This window comes from Saprospiraceae bacterium (assembly GCA_016712145.1).
Taxonomy (GTDB): Bacteria; Bacteroidota; Bacteroidia; order Chitinophagales; family Saprospiraceae; genus Vicinibacter.
In genome coordinates, this window is record JADJRO010000001.1 from 1,009,736 (window position 1) to 1,029,510 (window position 19,775).

Sequence of the window (19,775 nt, forward strand, 5' to 3'; positions counted from 1 at the left end):
GATTGCAAATTATGTTTAATTCTGAATTTGACAACTATTTCGATAGAAAATATTTAAATTTTATAGGTAGGGTTGAAATTAACAGGGAACAGAATGGTTAAAATTTCTCCATTTCCATTCAATCTTTGTATTTTTATCTTAGGATAAATTTTGATCCATGCTTTGACAATGAACAAACTTTTACTATTTCTTTTAGCCTTGACTTTTAATCTTAAGCTGGTTGCTCAGGATTGGACACCACTCAATGGACCAAAAGGCTATACCATTTATTCCTACATCCTTTCCAGGACCTCAAATGAATTGTTTGTGTTGTCGGAAACAGGTGAAGTTCTGGTATCTAAAGACAAAGGCATTCATTGGCTTGATCTATCAGATGGAATTATTTATGAAAATGAGTTTTTCAAGACTCTTACGAAGTTCCATGAGACCCAGGATGGCAGGCTGTTTCTACTTTATGCTAAACGATTTTACAAATATGATGCTTCAAATAAGCGATGGTCCATCCAAAATGACAGTGTAAATTTTACGGATTATACCACTGGACCAGATGGCATCCTTTATGCTGGAAACAGCTCTAAATTTTACATTTCAAACGATGATGGGAATACATTTATTGAGAAAGCAAACTGGTCTGCTCCCAAACTTCAATTTGAATGCATGGGTTCAGGTAGAAATTTCGCAAAACTGGATACTCGTGCTGCCCTTAGAACTTTTCAGGATGATGGATCCGGAATGGATTCTATTCGCTTACCCGATGGTTTATGTGGAAAGATACTCTTTGACACCTTATCCGGCTATCTCATGAATTTTACCTCACTGGCACTTTATAAAACGAAAGACAAGGGAGTGCATTGGAACTTTGCAGATTCACTCCGACTAAGCTATTTGGGCAATGTCCTGCGCAAACCGAATGGGGACATTTATAACCTCAATTCAATTATCCGATTTAGCCAGGATGGGGGTGAATCCTGGAAACGCGACACAAGCATTAAAGCTTTAAAAAATTACCCGGCAGAATCCATTGCGGGAATTGAAAACGACAATAGCCTATTTATTTACCGCAACGGTTTAAATTTTCAGGAACCTGATAAAGCACTGTTTAAATTTGTACTTCCCATTCAGCATCCTCAAGTTGATCTGTTTTTTACATATGCAGATAACACGATTATATGTGGTTCTAATTATTCTAACATTTTCCAAAAATCTAAAGACAATGGCTTGACCTGGGAGCCTATATTCCCTAAAATAAACTTAGATTATTTTTTAGTTGATAAACAACTTGATAATAAAGGCAATTTATACTTTATTGAAGGCGAATTCATTGAAATCTTTAATTTCGAAACTGGAGTGTTTCAAACTAAAGCGCATCCATTCGATTGGAATAATTACAAAGGCGGATTTGTATCTAAGACAAATAAAATAGTTCTATTTGATGGCCGATCGCTTTATGTTTCAAGTGATGAAGCAAACAGCTGGAGCCAATATCCAGTAAGACAAGCGTTGGATTTATATACTATGCAATGTTCTGCAAGCGACTTACTTTATTACTATAAGCTGGATACTATTTATTATTCCTTTGATTTTGGTAAAACCTGGTCTTACTTTTTAACAAAACAAGATGTCTTCAGAATAGAACTAGTATCAAAGAATAACATTTTTTATTGGTTAGAAAGAGATGGAAATATACTTAAATTTTATTCAAGTCCAGATTTTGGAAAGACCCAAATAGAAGAACCTGTGTTGCCAAATAATTGGCTTTTCAAAATCGATGAATTTGATAGACATTTTTACCAATCAATAAAATCGGATACGTTTATTACGATTGTCGGACCTGGTACAGTTGATTATATTTCAGCTGACGGCCTGGACTATATAACTCGGGAATATGGATTGCTGCACGTTGACAATTCCTACATTTATTTTATCAGACCTCATAAACTGCCTTACCGAACTACAAAGAAAATTTCTAAGCTTACAATTCTTGATTCAAAGACTTCAGAAATAAGCATTATGCCAAATCCACTTTCTGAAACTGCTTTGATTAAACTACCAGAATCTTTTAATAATTTAACTAAGACCTGGAATATCTATAGCATTACTGGCACTCTTACTTACACTTATAAAAATACTGAAAACAAATTACAGCTAAATGCTAATGAATTCTCAGAAGGTATTTATTTTATTCAAGTGATTACTGATTCAGGGGATAAAATTTGTGGGCGAATGGTGGTTGTTAAATGAATCATGACACAATTGGTCGTCCTGCATAGGCTGAACGTATGGTTTGGGCATACTTCCTTTGTCTGAATCAGCCTGCCCGATCCGACTAATGATAATTTTTTTAATTGGAAATTTTTTGAATCAGGCGGGCGGGGACGCGCAGGATTTTGGCCTGACCTAGCTGCTTGATAATTTTGTATTTAACGAATGTACATTTTCGCTCAGGCAGGCGGGGATTCAGGAGATTTATTTATTTTTACCATAACCTCCAGTTACCGAAGGCCCGCCTGCTAAAATTAATCAACAAATTTTTAAGGTCGGGCAGGCGGGTCTTCGGTAACTGGTGGTTTAAGAATCGATGTTTAATTTTAATATTATTGATTGAACCATTACAACATAACAGGATTGGAGCTTTGAATTCAACTAGTTAGACTTGGCTCAGAAAATTTTCGCCGCACGCTGCATTTCGAACGTCCTGATTTAATTTTATCTTTATTTGAATTAACTTCTATTTACTGCTTTCTTCTGCATCTCAAATACAGGGTTTAAACCCTGTATTTGAGATGCTTGCTATCTATGATTTTATTTTATGTATCGCGATTTCAGGATTAAAAATTAGATTTGTATAACCAGAACAGGATTTATTTATTAACTTGTATAGCTATTCTAGGATAAGACACCTTAACAAGAACATGGAAAATTAAAATAGACTTAATAAAATCATCCAATTATAAATTTAACCAAGTTAAGATTAAAAAAAAATACAGCATGAGTAAATATCTATTAAATATATTACTTTTCACGGCAATCGGTTCACTATGCACCGCGCAGATAAAATTTCAAAAAATCAGCAGCCACCAAATGGTATTAGATCAATGTAAACTATCCCGGAAAATTATTTTTTATTTTATTGAATCAAGTAATTGTGGCAAATGTACTAAAATTGCAAAAGAAGGTTTAGATGATCCTGAACTTAGTAAACTTTTTAATACCACATTCTATAATATAAAAATTTCAACTAGAAGTACTTATTTTAATGAGCTTACAAAGTTGTTTCCAAAAATAGAGTATTCCGGATTTGCCTTTATTACACCTGATAACTACTTAATTGAATACGTATCCTATACGACCAACTCCAAGCCTTATTATAAAAATCTGACAAAAAACATATTGGAAAAAAATGCCCTGATCGAAAAAGCCTTATCATCTGATTTCAACAGCTCTACAGATTCACTTGATTACAAATTCGTGGAAACTGAAATCTATCGGAACAACATATTGCAAAGGGCCACAGATAGCCTGGTCACATCTTATATCGCGAGAAAATACAAGGATTCCATGCTGATAACGGATTTAGATGATGCTTTGCTGATCCTTAAAGCAGGATTGCCACTCCGCAATCCAATCAGAATGCGGTTGAAAAAATCCATCACCTCCATTCAAAACGACAGTCTGTGGTATTCATTACCCTTAGAACAAAGAATAGCCATTAATGAACAAATAACAGAAAAATCTTTAAAAGAGGCTGTTAAGACTAAAGATAAAATGTTTGCCTATGAGATTGCAGAATTTTATCAAAATATCAATTCCGATAAAGCCTGGGGTACCATCAATAATTTTAATGTACTGATTCGTTATTATACTGCATTAAAAGATACTGATCGAATCGTTTCCATGTCCAGATTTTTGGTTACCCATCTTGTGTCTATTATAGATAGCCAATGGATACATTCCAGGGCACTCTATAATAATTTTGCAAACGAAGATCTATCAGACTATTTGTCCCAGATCAACCATTGTGTATGGAATGCATTAATCGTTTCAAAATCTGATAAATATTTCAAGGATATCGCATCAGTCATGAATACAACCCTAGCCTGGTTTAAATATGCCGGAACCAGCAGTGCCTATTTAAAAAATGCATATTACGACACCTTCGCGCATGTTTACTACCGACTAGGAGATTATGAAAAAGCACTCCAGTTGGAACAAGAGGCACTGGAGCTGTCAAAATCTACGGATAAGTCCAATGTCAAAAAAATTAAAAGGAAAATAGAATTTATGAAAAGAAAGGGGCCATGGAAGGAGATTGATTTTTTTGAGGAATAGGGATTTAAAATAAAATTCCTGAATATGGATTCAGCTGTTTTTAACTTCGAAACAAATCAAATGCATTGATAGGATTGTTATTGAGGAAGGCTGCTTCCAAACAAGTTGGTAGGATTGGCTTTATGGCAAATATGAAAAATGTACAGAGTGAGTGTTCGGACAAAAATTAAGAACGCTTCTCTTCCGGTTTGCAGGAAATTTATGGATGTCGGACTCTGGTAGCACTTGGGATAGTTCTTCCGTTGTATAACTTTAAATAATTCAACAATACGCCCTACAACAGGCTAATTGCTTTCATTCAAATTAAATGCAGTTTTTTCTCATACTCCTATTCTTGGCGTAGAAATAGTTCAGTAGGCAATTATCAGTATTCAATTCTTGTCTCTTTTCTTCTATCAAATTTAAGACATAGGCGAAACCTACGCCTAGCTGAATAGTGGTTAGGAATTAGTGGTCAGTGGTCAGTTAATTTGGACTACACCATTTACAATTGGGAATAGCTTAAGCTATTCCCAATTATAAATGTAGATGCATTTGTGCTTTAAAATATTTCCTACTCCATTACCATGAGTTTGGCAATGGCGAGTTGTTTTCCTTGTTTTAATGTCTTGACAAAATATACACCGGATGGAATTCCTTTTAAATTTATCAAATTGCTTTCTGTTACAGGATAGTCTATTGCTATTTTACCCGTACTTGAAATCAATTTTATTAAATCGAAGGATTGATTGGATACAATTTTAAAGTTTCCGTTTGATGGATTCGGTACGATGGTTAATTCATTTGATACCTTGCTATCGTTGTCAATACCGACAATTTCTTTGATCTCAAATAATTTTTCTGAACTGAATGTATTGCCACATCCATCAACGACTGTCCAAATAATTTTATGTGTTCCTACCGGATATTTTCCACTTGCATTGAATGGATTGTTGGCATTGAAAGCGCGTGGATTGTCAGCTAGCGCAGGAACTTTTCCATCATTAAATTCTTGCAAACTGAGTGAGCCTACCTGATAATCATAACCTCCTGGATATTTTCCGCTTCCATCGTTGAACTCATCTAATAAATAGCTAAACTGAAGCTCAGAAGCTAAAGTACAATTATCGACTCCAGAGGCTGATAAATCTATTGATGCAAAACCACTGCTGTCTGCTGTTTGTGGTGTTGCTATAACAGTTAGCAAATCGGGTACGTCAGCGTCGTTGATATGAATGATCTGTTGATAAGTCCATTTCGCATCGAGCAATGCCAAAGTCGGTTCGTATTGATTCCAGTCTATGACAGACCATGTGCGGATCAATTTTAAACAGGCATCCGGACTGTTGGAAATCAAAGTATCTACATAGTCGACCGTAATCAGATTACAGTTTCGGTCATTGATTAAAATCAAACTTCCGAGTAAAGGATTTGCAGGACTCCAATCATCTCTGCAATTCGCCAGAAGGATTGCTTGTCCGTCACAATTGCCTGGCCAGATCACATCATCCAAACTATCGCAAGCATTGTTTTTATTGATAAAAAATGGTTGACAATCAACTACCCAAATGGTTTGTGTAGCGGTAACCGTAACGCCATTTGGACCATATGCTAATATGCGACGTGTGATTTTGCCTTGACCGCCTTTACGGAAATCTGTTACCTGAATTTCAGGAATGATTTCACAAGCACTCAATACATAGCCATCAAATCCCCATACCAATTCGTAAAAACGGTCCGGATGAATTGTGTCATACAATGAATTTGAGTAATCACAAGCCCTGTTTGTCGCGGGTGGACTTGAAGGTGGTGGTCCGTTTACCGGTCCAGGATAGCCTGTAATGTCATTTTTTACACAGAAATTAGGACATACTTTATCATAACTAATTACTTTATTTCGCAAGGATAAATCCGAAACGATTCTGCCAAATGTAGAATCATTTGGATCTGACAATTTGGAAATATCAATTGGAAAACTGCAACTCACAACGATATCTGGAGGAGAAACCAAGGTAGGCACACTGTTGTCTACAACTTCAACTAAAGCTATGCAATCGCTAAAATGATTGTGCAGCCTTCCTCCAGGCGCCATATCGGATGGCAATACCGGTCCAGCACCGGGATCCCGATCAAAAACACGTAAAACGATTGGTACCTTATTATCAACATCCGCACAACAGAAGGTAGCAAATTCATCAAAGTAAATTTGCGTTCCATCCAGATTGTCGTTGTCATCTCCATTGACTAAGACGCAATAATTATTTGTAACATCTAAACTATCATCAGATCCATTGCTTGTTCCTTGCAATTGATCCAATCGAATGATTCTAAAATAAATAGTCGAATCACATTGTTCCGAACTTGATTTATTCATCCAATGCGCAAATACCTTTGCAACATTTTTGCCGGGTACTTGATTTATTGAAACCGTTACTTTTAATTTTTCTACACAAACTGCATTTGGTGGTGTATTGTCTTCAACCAGAATCACCGTTTCTTTATTGGAAATATTTCCACAACAATCACTGGCTATTATGGTTCCTGTATAAATTCCTTTTGGAAGATTGCTAAGAACAAAACCTGTGGTTTCATTTCCCGAAATATCACCTGCACTGCTACTGAATACATAGTGAATTTCATTTGAACAATTGTCTGTTAACCAGGGAACCAAAACTTCCCATCGGCCTTTACACGTCGATGGATCCAAGAAGACTTTTATGGTATCCGGATACAATATCTCAGGACCTTTTGTGTCTGTAATTTTTATTTTTTGTGTGTATACCAACATTTCTAAAGTACACCAATCCAATACGGTCCATTCCCGAAAAATATCATAACAACTCAAATTAGAAGTGGTGCAATTTGGGGTGGTATGCTCTACGATCGAATCTCTGAATGAAATATTGAGGTCGGCGCATTCAATCCCTGTTGGAAATCCAGTACCTTCCCAAAGGATGTGTTTATTAAAACCCCAACACAAAGGATCTGAATAGGACCAATCTTTATGCGTTGGATAATAAATGGTCTTTGGATTTGGATGTCCGAAATTTACATCCAAAGGATCTTCGATGCGATTCCATCCCAACACCCGAGGCAATCTTCTGTTTGGATAAATGTTTGGTTCAAGTGGATTGGCATACCAATGTGTAGAATCCAATAAAAAACCATCAATGCAAAAAGGAGAATTGGCTATGTGACTGTTGACGTCAAATGCTTTATTATAAACCTCATCACAGTTTAATGCGTTCCGATCGGTTCCATCAAAATTTGGAGGTAAAATAATTTCAGTAATAGAAAGCAAGCTCACTTTAATTTGATGTTGGCATTCTGTTTTATTCCCTGAATTATCAGTCGCTATCCATTTTCTGGTAATAATTCGATCATAACCCTCTATACAACCTCCGCGCACAACCTGATCGATGTAATTAAGAATGTAGTCATCGCAATTTTCATTAACTAAAGGAATCCCCAGCGTTATTGGGCGGGTATCAACCGAACAATCCACGATGGTGTCAGCAGGACATTGAATCACAGGTGCAAGCGTATCCAACAAGATTAATGTACCCATACAAGTATTTCCAGTAAATGGATCTGTTAAAATGTATTTGATGGTTCGGCCCTTATCGCGGGTATCCACTTGAGCTCCATCCAAATTTACCTGGCGGTCAATTTTTTGATTTGTAATCCAATCGCGCAATTCCAGATTTAAATATTCATTACAAGGTTTGAGTGCACTAAAATCAAGCAACCATTCTGGAAGTATGGTCAAAGTACAATCCTGATTTAAATACAGATTGACCTCAACATCCTTACAATCAAATTCCGGATCGTAAACACATTCACAATCCACCACCCAAATGGTTTGAATATCAGAAACCACCAAGCCAGTGGAATCAAAGCCTTCAAAGATTCTAAGAATGGGACCTCGTCCATTTACCCGTTGATCGCTGATACGGATTTTTATTGAATCTGAATCCAATGCTTCGTAATAACCATCCAATCCCCAGCTAAGGGTATAAACATCATCCGGATTGGTAATATCGTATAATTGGCTAAACCAATCACAGGCAATTGAAGGAGCTGTAGAAAGAAAATTGGTATCCAATCCCGGGTATTTTGTATAAGGATTGGGAAGGCAATACGCAATGCAAACCAGGTCCTGTGTTGCGAGGTTTGCCCGATTGTTCTGGTCATCGTGCAATACACCAAATAGTGTATCCGTCCGATCCAACAAATTGGAAAAATCAAAAGAAAATCCTTTGCTCACGACGACATCAGTCGGAGCCACCAGGACAGGTGCTTGTGCATTTAAGGCCTGATTTCCCAGTACCCAGAGACCAAAAATTAGGAATGTCCGAAATTTTAACATAGACTATTATTTAAAATGAGTAATACAATATAATTACCTGGAAAGTCTGGCAAAATGGAAAGCAGACTATACCAAAAATAAGCAAATTAACCGGAAACCGGATTTATATTGAAAAAGGGTGACGGAGGTTGAATATCAAAGATACGTTAAATATTGGAATTTTCCAATACTGCTATGCTACGATGCTGTAATAATAAAATCGTGATCAACTCAACACAAATGCATTCCCCTCCCCGCTGGGCGTAGGTTCAGCCTACGTCCTGGAGTACATTCGAATGTAACACAATGTTAAGTTTAAAGTAATCGTGAGCATCAAGCTGGCTCAGCGGAGGAAAATGCTGCAATTCTGCAATGTTGCGATACTGCAATTCTACAATGCTGCAATGCAGGAATTAAACAATGTTCATTGAGATTCGTGGATTCAATAAAATATAGATTTTCTAAACAAAAATTAATTTAGCTAGCCTCCCAAATTCAGGGTTTAAACCCTGAATTTGGGAGGCAGAGGATAGCTGCTTGTTTTTTTGAATTCTTGTATTTTATTCTACATTGACCATTGCCAATTGAACATTGAGCATTGAAAATTAAAAAAGCTTGATTCAAAGAATTAATGCTCAATATACAATGCTCAATTCTCAATGACTAATTGGAATTCTGCATTAAACATGAATATTATATTGATTGTTAATTTGCATTTATATATTTATTCATTTGGTATTTTGTTTTTAAAAATAAATTTCAGATAAATACTGAATATAAAATTAGCTTTGAATAATGAAACACTTACGTCCGAATTCAATTTTATTTATATTGTTCTGTTTTGTTGGTTGCGATTCATGTAAAGCCCAATTAAAATCAGATCAATTAACAGATAGTCTTGAAAATTCAGAAAAAATTATTGACCTGGGACTAGGCATACCAAAAACATCCCTAGAGATGAAGTCGTATTTAGATGCAGGCATGGATCCCTATTTTGTCGAGTCAAAAGATACCATTTCTGTCTACGGCCCAAAATGCATCGTACGGAATTTGATTCAGGACAGATCAGGTAATTATTGGCTTGCTAGTTGGAACGGGATTATAAAATATGATGGTAAAATTTTTACAAATTATACGCTGAAAGAAGGTCTGATTCGTTTTCATGTCACTACTGTATTTGAAGATTCAAAAGGCAACATTTGGTTTGGCCATGCACGAGGAGGCGTGTATCGATACAATGGAACACACTTTACACTTTTTACAACAAAAGATGGATTGCCTGATAACACCGCGAATTGTGTTACTGAAGACGCAACAGGAAATATTTGGTTTGGTACAGAAAACGGAGTGAGCCGGTTTGATGGAATGCGCTTTTCAAATTTCACAGAAGAAGACGGACTCAATGATCATTTTATAAATGCAATACTAAAAGATAAAAATGGAAAAATTTGGATTGGAACCAATAAAGGAATGAATTGTTATAATGGCAAATCGTTTACGAATTTTACAGATCGGGATCATTTTCCACCTCAAAAAGTAGCATCACTATTTGAAGATAGCAAAAATAACATATGGATAGGTTGCAATGCCACACAAGCTGGTGGCAAAGGACTCTGCCGGTTTGATGGCAAGTCATTACACTACTCCATACGTCCTTACTTTGTGATGTATCTATGTGAAGATAAAAACATGGCTTTGTGGTTCGCTCATAATAAAGGAGCTGAACATCCTAATTTTGCATTATATCGCTATGATGGGAATTCGTTTTCTACAATTACACAACAAAATCAAATCGACAACCCGGTAATATTTGGAATTATTGAAGACAATAAAGGTTCCATTTGGTTTGGCACTTCTAAAGGAGTGTGTCGCTATGATGGGACATGGTTTAATTATTTCAGGAAAAAAGAAGACAGGTGATCGTTGACCGTTGTTAGTTGATAGCTTGAACTGTGGCTTCTTTGCTTCCTTTCTTCTTTGCTTCTTTGCGCCTCTGCGAGAAATTAATTAGTTGTTAGGTGATCGTTGTTAGGTGATAGCAGGAACGAGTGAGTTTATTTATTCCACTGCAAGAAATTAAAAAGACGTGTTCAATATTTTTTCATGCAAACAGCTTGAGATATCCGGTGTCCTATTAGCAAGTCTTATGGTTTTTATAAATAAACAACATGTGAATCATACAAGACCATTTTATAATTGTGTAACACGCGGCGTGGATGAACACAATACATTTGCAAACCATTGAACCGTTCTATCGATTGAAAAACGAATTCAAATGGAGCTAAGCCTAAATAGAGAAGAAAAAGCCGTTGAAGAAAATTTATCGAAAGCAATACCAGCTGCAATAAATAGAGAAGCTGGTTAGTTAAAATTATAAATCAATACACAATGAATAATATATTCAAAGGATTAATTGCAGGATATGGTGCAAATAAATTAGGTGGTGGTTGTTTAGGAACCATTATCGTGTTTGTAATTATATGGCTGATTTTAGGGAATTGTTGAATCCCACTGCCAATTGATTTGCTTAATAAAATATATTTAGTAGTCCCGAGCAGAATCGAACTGCTATCTAGAGTTTAGGAAACTCCTATTCTATCCGTTGAACTACAGGACCTATCGTTTGACTTTTATTTGAATCGCTGTTTTTGGTTAATAAGAGTGCTCATTTCATTATTCTTTTTTGGTCGGGCAGCAATTAAACTGCAGGACCTCAATTATTAAAAGCCTTAGTGAGTTTGAGACAAACATCCAATTGTTATTTTGTATTCATATTTATTTCCAATTCTATTTTATAATTAACCAATTCAAAATCTTCCGGCTCGTTGGATGCGATAATAACCAATCGATCCTCACAATGGTTTTGCAATAATTGCTTACACCATAATTTGGCCCGGTCGTCTAAATTACTAATGGGTTCATCTAAAAACAATACAGAAGAATCTGCCAGTATGGCCAAACCCAATTTCAAACGCTGCTTCATTCCAGAAGAATAGTACTTTATCAATTTATCTTCATGCCCGCTTAGATAACAGGTTTCAATAAAATCAGTACTCGAAATATTACTTCTGAATTTTTTAAAATGCTGCTGATGCTGAATCAATTCTTTGACATTCATGTAATCATATACATCTGCATAGGGTGCCGCATAGGAGATCTTTGAAAACCAATTTTCCTCCTCAAGTTCCTTGCCGTCTATTGAATAGTGAATCTGCCCTTTACTGGGCCCCATCATACCGGATAAAATCTGAAGTAAGGTAGACTTACCAGAACCATTTGATCCGGCAATGCCATAAACCTGTCCCTGATTAAATGTATAATTGAAATCTTTGATAATCCAGTTTCTATAAAACCGTTTGTATATGGAGTTTGCAACGATTTTCATTGCGGTTTAACGTCGATAGCCTTTCATAATGCCGCGATTTGAATTGCGGATAAATTCAAGAATGACATCTTTTTCAGGTGAATCCGGCAATTCCACTTCAATAGCTTTTATCGCTTTGCTAACATTTTTATATTTCACAAACAAGTAGCGATAAATTTCATGAATTTTATTGACCTGATCTACACTAAACCCTCTCCGTTTTAAACCAATCGAGTTGATTCCTTCATAGGACAAAGGTTCTCTTGCCGCTTTTGCATAGGGCGGCACATCTTTGGTAACCAAGGATCCACCTCCAACCATGGCATGCATTCCTATTTTGACAAATTGATGGATGGCGCTCATGCCTCCAATAATTGCATATTCTTCTATTTCAATATGTCCTGCAAGATTGACGCTGTTAGCCAAAATGACATTGTTTCCAACAAAACAATCATGTGCAATGTGTACATAGGCCATTAATAGACAATTCGAGCCCACTTTAGTCGTCATTGCTGCTTTCGTGCCGCGGTTTAATGTGCAGCACTCCCGGATCACGGTATTGTCACCTACTTCCAATAAGCTATTTTCACCTGCAAACTTTAAATCCTGAGGCGGCGCACCTACAACAGCTCCTGGAAACACTTTGCAACCATTTCCGATTCGGGTACCGGACATGATCGTAACACAAAGGACCAATCCAACAGTTTTCACCAATAATAACATCATTATGTATGGTTGAAAAGGGTTCAACAACGGTCCCTTTCCCCAATATGGCTCCTGGGTGTATATTGCTTTGAATGCCGCTCATGTTTATCTTTTTACAATTTGTGCCGTTAAGTCTGCTTCACAAACCATTTTACTTCCTACATAAGCCGTGCCAAGCATTTGTACAATGCCTCTGCGCACCGGAGCAACCAATTCCATTTTAATCAACAGGGTATCCCCCGGCATGACCTTTTGCTTAAATTTCGCGTTGTCAATTTTTAAAAAGTAGGTATCCCAGGCATGGGGTTCTTCTTGCATGGATAACACCATAATGCCTCCTGTTTGAGCCATGGCTTCAATTTGAAGGACGCCTGGAAATACTGGATTTCCCGGAAAATGACCTTGAAACAGGGCTTCATTGATTGAAATGTTTTTTACCCCAACCACCGATTTCTCTGAGATTTCAATAATCTTATCCACCATTAAAAATGGATAGCGATGTGGAAGCATCGCCTGTATTTGGGAAGTATTAAATATGGGCGCCTTGTCAGGATCATAATGCGGAACTCCCTGCATTTTCTTTTGTTCAATCAGCTTCTTTTTAAGAATTCTGGCAAATTCAATGTTTAATTTATGTCCTGGCTTTTTGGTCAAAATATTTCCCAGAATTGGTTTGCCTACTAAGGCCAAATCACCCAACACATCAAGCAACTTATGACGTGCTGGCTCATTGTCAAAATAGGGTTTAATGGTATTTAACACCCCTTCTCGTTCTACTTTAACGCTGGGCTTATTTAGTTTTTTCGCCAATTCATCCAATTCCTCCTGACTCATCAAACGATCAACGATGACGATGGCATTGTTTAAATCTCCACCTTTTATTAAATTTTGATCTAACAGCGCTTCCAACTCATGCAAAAAAACAAAAGTTCTGCAGGGGGCAATTTCAGTTTTATAATCTTCAATGTGCTCAAGACTTGCATATTGGGGTGCAAGGGTCTTTGAGTTAAAATCAATCATCGTAGTGATTTCCAACTTTTCAGAAGGCAATGCTAAAAATTCGGCGCCAGTAGATTCGTCTTCAAAGGAAATAGGCTCCATGATTTTAAAATATTCCCGCTCCGCATTTTGTTCGATAATTCCACTGCCAATCAGCACATTTACAAAGTCCATTGCGCTTCCGTCCTTAATTGGAATTTCAGGGCCATCCAATTCAATCAATACGTTATCAATTTCCAAACCGGCAAGTGCTGAAAGTACGTGTTCAACGGTCCAAACCTGTGCGACTCCTTCCTGAAGGGTTGTGCCCCGATTGGTTGAAACCACCTTACTAACATCTGCAGCAATGATGGGTTGATCTGGTAAATCCATTCGTTGAAACCGGATTCCGTAGTTTTCAGGAGCTGGTTTAAATTTCATCTTAACAAAAGAGCCCGTGTGCAGTCCGACCCCTTCTATGAAAACGTCCGAAATTATTGTTCTTTGATTCATGTATTATGATTCAGATTTCAATTTATCCTCCAGTTCTTTTAACTTCTTAGCCAACGCGGGTAATTTCTTAAACTCGGCAAAGGATCTTAGAAAAGCAAAATATTCCATGGCTGGCGATCCATACCACTTTCCATTGGATTGTTCCAATGAACTGGCAATTCCACTTTGTGCCTGGATCATCGTTCGATCAGCAATGGTTAAGTGACCTGCAATACCAACTTGCCCTCCAATCATGCAATAACTACCTATTTTGGCACTACCGGCAATTCCTGCCTGTGCCGCTATCACCGTATGATTGCCAATTTGGACATTGTGGGCAATTTGAATGAGATTGTCCAATTTACAGCCATCTCCTATTTTGGTGGAACCCATGGTTCCCCGATCAATCGTTGTATTGGATCCAATTTCTACATCATTTCCTAATACCACATTTCCCAATTGGGCTATTTTTTGATAGATCCCACGTTCGTCTGGTGCAAAACCGAAGCCATCTGACCCGATAACCGCATTTGAATGAATTATACAGCGATTCCCAATTATGCAGTCCTGATAAATGCGAACTCCCGGATAAATGATCACCTGATCTCCAATCTGTACATTTTTACCAATATAAACCTGAGGATGGATGTAAGACCCAGAGCCGATTTTTACAGATTCTGAAACGCTGGTATAAGCTCCAACACTTACCGACTCCCCTAGAACCACTGAATCATGGATGTCAGCCTTTGGATCTATCCCGCTGTTTTGGGGAAATTCCTGGAATTTTTTGAATAACTCACTGACAGTCAATCGCACATTTTCAACGCGAATGATGGCAGGTTTTACCTCGGTCTTGGCTTGAAAGCCGTTATTTACCAACACAGCAGAGGCTTTTGTTTGGTATAAATAAGGTTCATACTGTAAATTATCCAAATAGCACAAACTCCCATCTACCGCTTCTTCAATCTTACTGGGGTGGGTAATTATGATATTCGGATCGCCTTCCAAGGTTCCATGAACTAAGGCTGCTAATTCACCGGCTGTTATCTTCACAGCACAAATCTACAAATTCGTTAGAAAGCTAGGAATCAAAAGCCAATCAGGAAGCACCAAATCCATTTTTTGTACCTTTGTTTGCTCAGATTCTTCTAAATGGCCAAAAAGAAAACCAAAACCTTCAGTTCCCCTCCCCTAAAGGTGGAAGCTCAAATACCCGAATCCGGCAATTCAGTTAATTCCAGTTTATACATCCTGCTTTTATTGGTTTTTACCTTTATCATATTTAGCCCAGCAATTAAATGCGATTTTGTAAACTGGGATGATGACCGAAATACCTATGAAAACAAATTAGTCCTTGAACATAAATATGCAGAAATTTTCACTCAAAATGTAATAGGAAATTACAATCCATTAAGCATCCTCAGTTTTGCCATTGAACATTCTATTTATGGCATGAATGCAAGTCGGATGCACCTGGTAAATATTTTACTCCATCTAATTTGTGTATATTTTGTTTTTAAAATATTTCAAGCACTCAAACTCAATGTTTGGTTTGCTTTAATCGGTGCGGCGCTATTTGCATTCCATCCGCTGCGGGTAGAATCTGTGGCCTGGATTACTGAACGTAAGGACGTTTTGTATGGTGCTTTTTATTGCCCTGCCCTCTACCTCTACATTCGAAACCTTGACAAGCCTGCAAAATGGAAAGCCTTACTCGCATTTAGTTTATTTATCATCGGGCTTTTTGCTAAAATTCAGATGGTTGCTTTGCCGTTGTCGATGCTTGCAGTTGATTATTATAAAGACCGTCCGTTGAATCTTAAATTGGTATTGGAAAAAGCTCATTATTTTTTAGCTGCTTTTTTATTTGGAATTATTGGCATCCTATTTTTAAAAGATCAGGGATCCCTTGAAACCAATTCTATGGTCCACACCGGTCTTGATCGCCTTTTTATTGGTTCATACAGCCTGATTACCTATTGTATCAAATGGCTGGTACCTTATATGATGTCTCCGCTTTATCCTTATCCGGAAAAATTAAGCATCTGGCATTATCTCTCTTTGCCCGCTGCAATTATAATGCTTTATGGTATTTATTATGCTTACAAGAAAAATGCAAAAGCCTTGGTTTTTGGATTTATGTTTTTCTTTTTTAACATCGTTTTTCTCCTTCAAATTCTCGCTGCCGGTCAAGGGTATTTAGCAGACCGATTTACCTACATTGCCTACATTGGTTTGTTTTTTATCTTTTGTTTTTACACTCAAAAATGGTTGATTGAGAAACCCAAAATGAAGTCAATTGGCTTTGCTGCTCTGGGTCTATATCTAGTGGTTTTAAGTTTTATAAGTTACAACCAAACTAAAATCTGGAAAAACTCTGAAACCCTTTGGACACATGTGTTGAAATATTATCAAAACACACCCCTGCCCTATAACAATCGTGCGAATTACTTAAGGGATTTAAAACAATTTGACCGGGCTTTGGAGGATTACAACATGGCTATTAAATATAAAGCAGGACATGCTACCTACAACAGCCGCGCACGCTTATTTTTTAATAAAAATGAAGATTTAAAAGCTATACAGGATTATGATCAGGCGATTAAAATGAAGCCGGAAGCTGAGTACTATGTCAATCGTGGTGCAGCGAAAGCAAAATTAGGACGTTGGGATGAGGCTTTATCTGATATCAACAAAGGATTGGAACTCAATAAAAATTGGAAGGTCGGTTATCTCAATCGATCCATTTTATACAATCAGGCAGGAAAAACAGATTTGGCTTTAGCAGATATTGATTCCTATTTAAAATTGGATTCCAAAAGTCCGGAACTTTGGTTTGAAGGAGCACGCTGCTTGGTTTTATTAAACCAATCTGAAAAAGCACTCAGCTATTTTAATAATGCCATCCGTTTAAATCCTAATTCAGGTTTGTTTTATGCAGAAAGAGGGCAAACTTTACAAAGTTTAGGAAAAATTGATGCTGCAAATCAAGATTTTCAACGCGCTCAACAATTGGGACAAGCCATTCAATAATCTGATCCGATGCTGACCAGTCTTTCAATTAAAAATTATGCCATCATTGACCAATTGCAAATGAATTGGGAAGGTGGATTTACTGCAATGACCGGAGAAACCGGTGCCGGCAAATCCATTATTATTGGCGCTTTACAACTAGTTCTTGGAAACCGATCGGATGTTAAAGATTTAAAAAATACTGAACTAAAATGCATCATTGAAGCTGAATTTCAAATCAGCGACGAACTTTTATTGCAATTGAATGATCGCTTCGAACTTGAAAATCAAAATACACTGATATTAAGACGCGAAATTTTACCAACCGGAAAAACCCGCTCGTTTATTAATGACAGTCCGGTATTATTAACGATAATCCAATCAATTGCTCCATACTTATTAAGCATTCATCAACAATTTGATCATTTGGATTTGTTTGATAGATCCTTTCAAATGGAATCTTTAGATAAATATGCGGGTTTGACAGACGCTGTTTCTAACTATGAAATTAAATTCAAGCAATTTCAAAGCTTAAAAAATTTATATACACAACAAGCAGAATCCTTAAAATCCGGTATGCTTGAAAAGGAATTCATTGAATTTCAATGGAACGAATTACATGCTGCCCAATTGAAAGAAAATGAACTAGACACACTTGAAAATGAATTAAAACTGGTTACCAAAGCAGCGGAAATTAAAACAAATTGCATGCAGATTTTTGAACTCATTCAAGGGGAACAAGGCCTGTTGGATCAAACCCAGACAAGCATTTCCCTGGTAAAGAATCTTCAGGTCAATGCGAATTTAAAATCGGTTTACGAACGATTGGATGGCGTTCGAACGGAATTAAAAGACCTCAGTTTGGAATTAGAATCAATAGCCGATCAGACTGAATTAAGTCCGGAACGAATTACAGAAATTAATCAACGCCTGGATCAACTCAACCGATTGTTGAAAAAACACAGAGTCCAGACAGAAATCGAATTAATCCAATTAAAAGATCAATTGGAAATCAAATTGAGCCAATTATCCATGTCTGATGAAAATTTAATCAAACTTCAACAAGAAATAGAGCAATTACAAAATCAACTTACAAAAGAAGCGCAAAACATTTCAAAGAAACGAATCGCTGCGATTCCCGGATTGGTAGCGAACATCCAGAAATTATTGATTAGTCTTGGAATGGTTAATGCGCGCGTTGACATTCAATTACAACAAAATGAAGTGCTTAATGCCCAAGGAATGGATCAGATTGACTTCTTATTTTGTGCCAACAAAGGAGGTGTCTTACGCCCTTTAAAAGACCAGGCATCGGGTGGCGAACTTGCTCGCTTTAATCTTGCGGTAAAATCCCTAGTGGCGACTAAAAATGACGGAGCTTGCATGATTTTTGATGAAATTGACACCGGAGTTTCCGGTCAAATAGCCCTCCAAATGGGAAATATCCTTAAAAACATGGCTCAGACGCACCAATTAATTTGCATCACCCATTCGCCCCAGGTTGCATCCAGAGCAAGCCAACACTATTATGTTTTTAAAGAACATACTCAAACCGACACCGTCACAAATATTCGTAAACTCAACAAAGACGAACGGCTCCATGAATTAGCCAAAATGCTGAGTGGCGAGCCACCCACGAAAGCTGCATTAATTAATGCTACTGAATTGATCAGTCTGTAAATCTTTAAATAATTAATACCAGGTCTCTATAATTTAGGACATTCCTAATGAGATCCAATGTAATTTTGCTAAAAATACCCGTTATGTCAAATCAATTACTAGCAAATAAACGAGGAATTATTTTTGGAGCCCTGGATGAGCAATCCATTGCCTGGCATGTTGCCGAAAAATGTGTTTCACAAGGTGCTAAAATAACCTTAACAAATGCACCTGTAGCCTTGCGTATGGGCAAAATCATGGAATTGTCTGAAAAGCTACACGCCGAACTAATTGGAGCAGATGCAACTTCTGTTGAGGATCTGGAAAATTTATTAAAGAAATCAACCGAAATTTTAGGAGGAAAAATTGATTTTATCCTTCATTCTATTGGAATGTCTTTAAATGTCCGGAAGGGAAAACATTATACCGATACCAATTATGATTTCATGCAAAAGACCTTTGACATTTCAGCAATATCGTTTCATAAATTGATGCAGTCTGCTTTAAAACTGGATGCCATCGCAGATGGTGGTTCCATTTTAGCATTGACTTACATTGCTGCGCAACGCGTATTTCCGGATTATGGAGAAATGGCAGAATCGAAAGCATTGTTGGAATCGTTTGCCAGAAGTTTTGGGTATCACTTTGGAACCTTAAAAAAAGTACGGGTCAATACCATTTCACAGTCGCCTACTTGGACCACAGCAGGATCCGGGGTGAAGGGATTTAAAGAATTTTATGATTATGCTGATAAAATGAGTCCGTTGGGCAATGCATCTGCGGATGCATGTGGGGATTATTGCGTAGCCATGTTTTCCGATTTGACAAAAATGGTTACCATGCAAAATTTATATCACGATGGAGGATTTTCCACAATGGGAATGAATCCTGCTGTATTAAACTTATAAT

The 19,775-nt window shown here is 37.1% G+C and carries 10 protein-coding genes, 1 tRNA gene and 1 pseudogene; 6 read left to right on the forward strand and 6 right to left on the reverse strand.

The window, feature by feature from the left end; all coding sequences use genetic code 11:
* The first annotated feature begins 168 nt into the window (after positions 1 to 168).
* Both IPK91_04435 and IPK91_04440 read left to right on the forward strand, forming a co-directional pair.
* Positions 169 to 2,241, forward strand: a complete 2,073-nt coding sequence (locus tag IPK91_04435; protein MBK8296524.1) for a T9SS type A sorting domain-containing protein — start codon at positions 169 to 171, stop codon at positions 2,239 to 2,241.
* A gap of 747 nt (positions 2,242 to 2,988) precedes the next feature.
* Positions 2,989 to 4,329 carry a tetratricopeptide repeat protein gene (locus IPK91_04440; protein ID MBK8296525.1) on the forward strand — a complete coding sequence of 447 codons (1,341 nt, stop codon included), beginning with the start codon at positions 2,989 to 2,991 and terminating at the stop codon, positions 4,327 to 4,329.
* A gap of 553 nt (positions 4,330 to 4,882) precedes the next feature.
* On the opposite strand, the gene IPK91_04445 is transcribed toward IPK91_04440, so the two are convergent.
* Complete coding sequence (locus IPK91_04445) at positions 4,883 to 8,677, reverse strand: T9SS type A sorting domain-containing protein (GenBank protein ID MBK8296526.1); 3,795 nt, start codon at positions 8,675 to 8,677, stop codon at positions 4,883 to 4,885.
* Positions 8,678 to 9,451: 774 nt separating this feature from the next.
* On the opposite strand from IPK91_04445, the gene IPK91_04450 reads away from it, so the two are divergent.
* A complete protein-coding gene (locus tag IPK91_04450) occupies positions 9,452 to 10,576 on the forward strand; it encodes a histidine kinase (protein ID MBK8296527.1) in 1,125 nt (374 codons plus the stop codon).
* 625 nt (positions 10,577 to 11,201) lie between these two features.
* Here IPK91_04450 and IPK91_04455 read toward each other — a convergent pair.
* From IPK91_04455 to lpxD, 5 genes and pseudogenes are all read right to left on the reverse strand, one after another.
* Positions 11,202 to 11,273: transfer RNA gene (locus IPK91_04455), tRNA-Arg, on the reverse strand.
* Between the two features lie 141 nt (positions 11,274 to 11,414).
* Entirely contained in the window at positions 11,415 to 12,041 is a 627-nt protein-coding gene (locus tag IPK91_04460) for an ABC transporter ATP-binding protein (GenBank protein MBK8296528.1), read from the reverse strand.
* Positions 12,042 to 12,047: 6 nt separating this feature from the next.
* Positions 12,048 to 12,828: pseudogene (lpxA, locus tag IPK91_04465) on the reverse strand (acyl-ACP--UDP-N-acetylglucosamine O-acyltransferase).
* 2 nt (positions 12,829 to 12,830) lie between these two features.
* Complete coding sequence (locus IPK91_04470) at positions 12,831 to 14,216, reverse strand: bifunctional UDP-3-O-[3-hydroxymyristoyl] N-acetylglucosamine deacetylase/3-hydroxyacyl-ACP dehydratase (protein MBK8296529.1); 1,386 nt, start codon at positions 14,214 to 14,216, stop codon at positions 12,831 to 12,833.
* A gap of 3 nt (positions 14,217 to 14,219) precedes the next feature.
* Complete coding sequence (gene lpxD / locus IPK91_04475; protein ID MBK8296530.1) at positions 14,220 to 15,248, reverse strand: UDP-3-O-(3-hydroxymyristoyl)glucosamine N-acyltransferase; 1,029 nt, start codon at positions 15,246 to 15,248, stop codon at positions 14,220 to 14,222.
* 99 nt (positions 15,249 to 15,347) lie between these two features.
* Here lpxD and IPK91_04480 point away from each other — a divergent pair, with 99 nt between their 5' ends.
* From IPK91_04480 to IPK91_04490, 3 genes are all read left to right on the forward strand, one after another.
* Positions 15,348 to 17,228 carry a tetratricopeptide repeat protein gene (locus IPK91_04480; GenBank protein ID MBK8296531.1) on the forward strand — a complete coding sequence of 627 codons (1,881 nt, stop codon included), beginning with the start codon at positions 15,348 to 15,350 and terminating at the stop codon, positions 17,226 to 17,228.
* Between the two features lie 9 nt (positions 17,229 to 17,237).
* Positions 17,238 to 18,887: a DNA repair protein RecN gene (recN, locus tag IPK91_04485; protein MBK8296532.1), complete on the forward strand. Its 1,650-nt coding sequence runs from the start codon at positions 17,238 to 17,240 to the stop codon at positions 18,885 to 18,887.
* Between the two features lie 83 nt (positions 18,888 to 18,970).
* On the forward strand, positions 18,971 to 19,774 hold the full coding sequence (locus IPK91_04490) for an SDR family oxidoreductase (protein MBK8296533.1): 804 nt from the start codon (positions 18,971 to 18,973) through the stop codon (positions 19,772 to 19,774).
* Position 19,775: the final 1 nt, after the last annotated feature.

Coding starts and splice junctions, on each gene's coding strand:
- IPK91_04470 (MBK8296529.1), bottom strand. CDS start 14,216: ATGAATCAAAGAACAATAATTTCGGACGTTTTCATAGAAGGGGTCGGA.
- IPK91_04460 (MBK8296528.1), bottom strand. CDS start 12,041: ATGAAAATCGTTGCAAACTCCATATACAAACGGTTTTATAGAAACTGG.
- IPK91_04445 (MBK8296526.1), bottom strand. CDS start 8,677: ATGTTAAAATTTCGGACATTCCTAATTTTTGGTCTCTGGGTACTGGGA.
- IPK91_04480 (MBK8296531.1), top strand. CDS start 15,348: ATGGCCAAAAAGAAAACCAAAACCTTCAGTTCCCCTCCCCTAAAGGTG.
- IPK91_04490 (MBK8296533.1), top strand. CDS start 18,971: ATGTCAAATCAATTACTAGCAAATAAACGAGGAATTATTTTTGGAGCC.
- IPK91_04435 (MBK8296524.1), top strand. CDS start 169: ATGAACAAACTTTTACTATTTCTTTTAGCCTTGACTTTTAATCTTAAG.
- recN (MBK8296532.1), top strand. CDS start 17,238: ATGCTGACCAGTCTTTCAATTAAAAATTATGCCATCATTGACCAATTG.
- IPK91_04450 (MBK8296527.1), top strand. CDS start 9,452: ATGAAACACTTACGTCCGAATTCAATTTTATTTATATTGTTCTGTTTT.
- IPK91_04440 (MBK8296525.1), top strand. CDS start 2,989: ATGAGTAAATATCTATTAAATATATTACTTTTCACGGCAATCGGTTCA.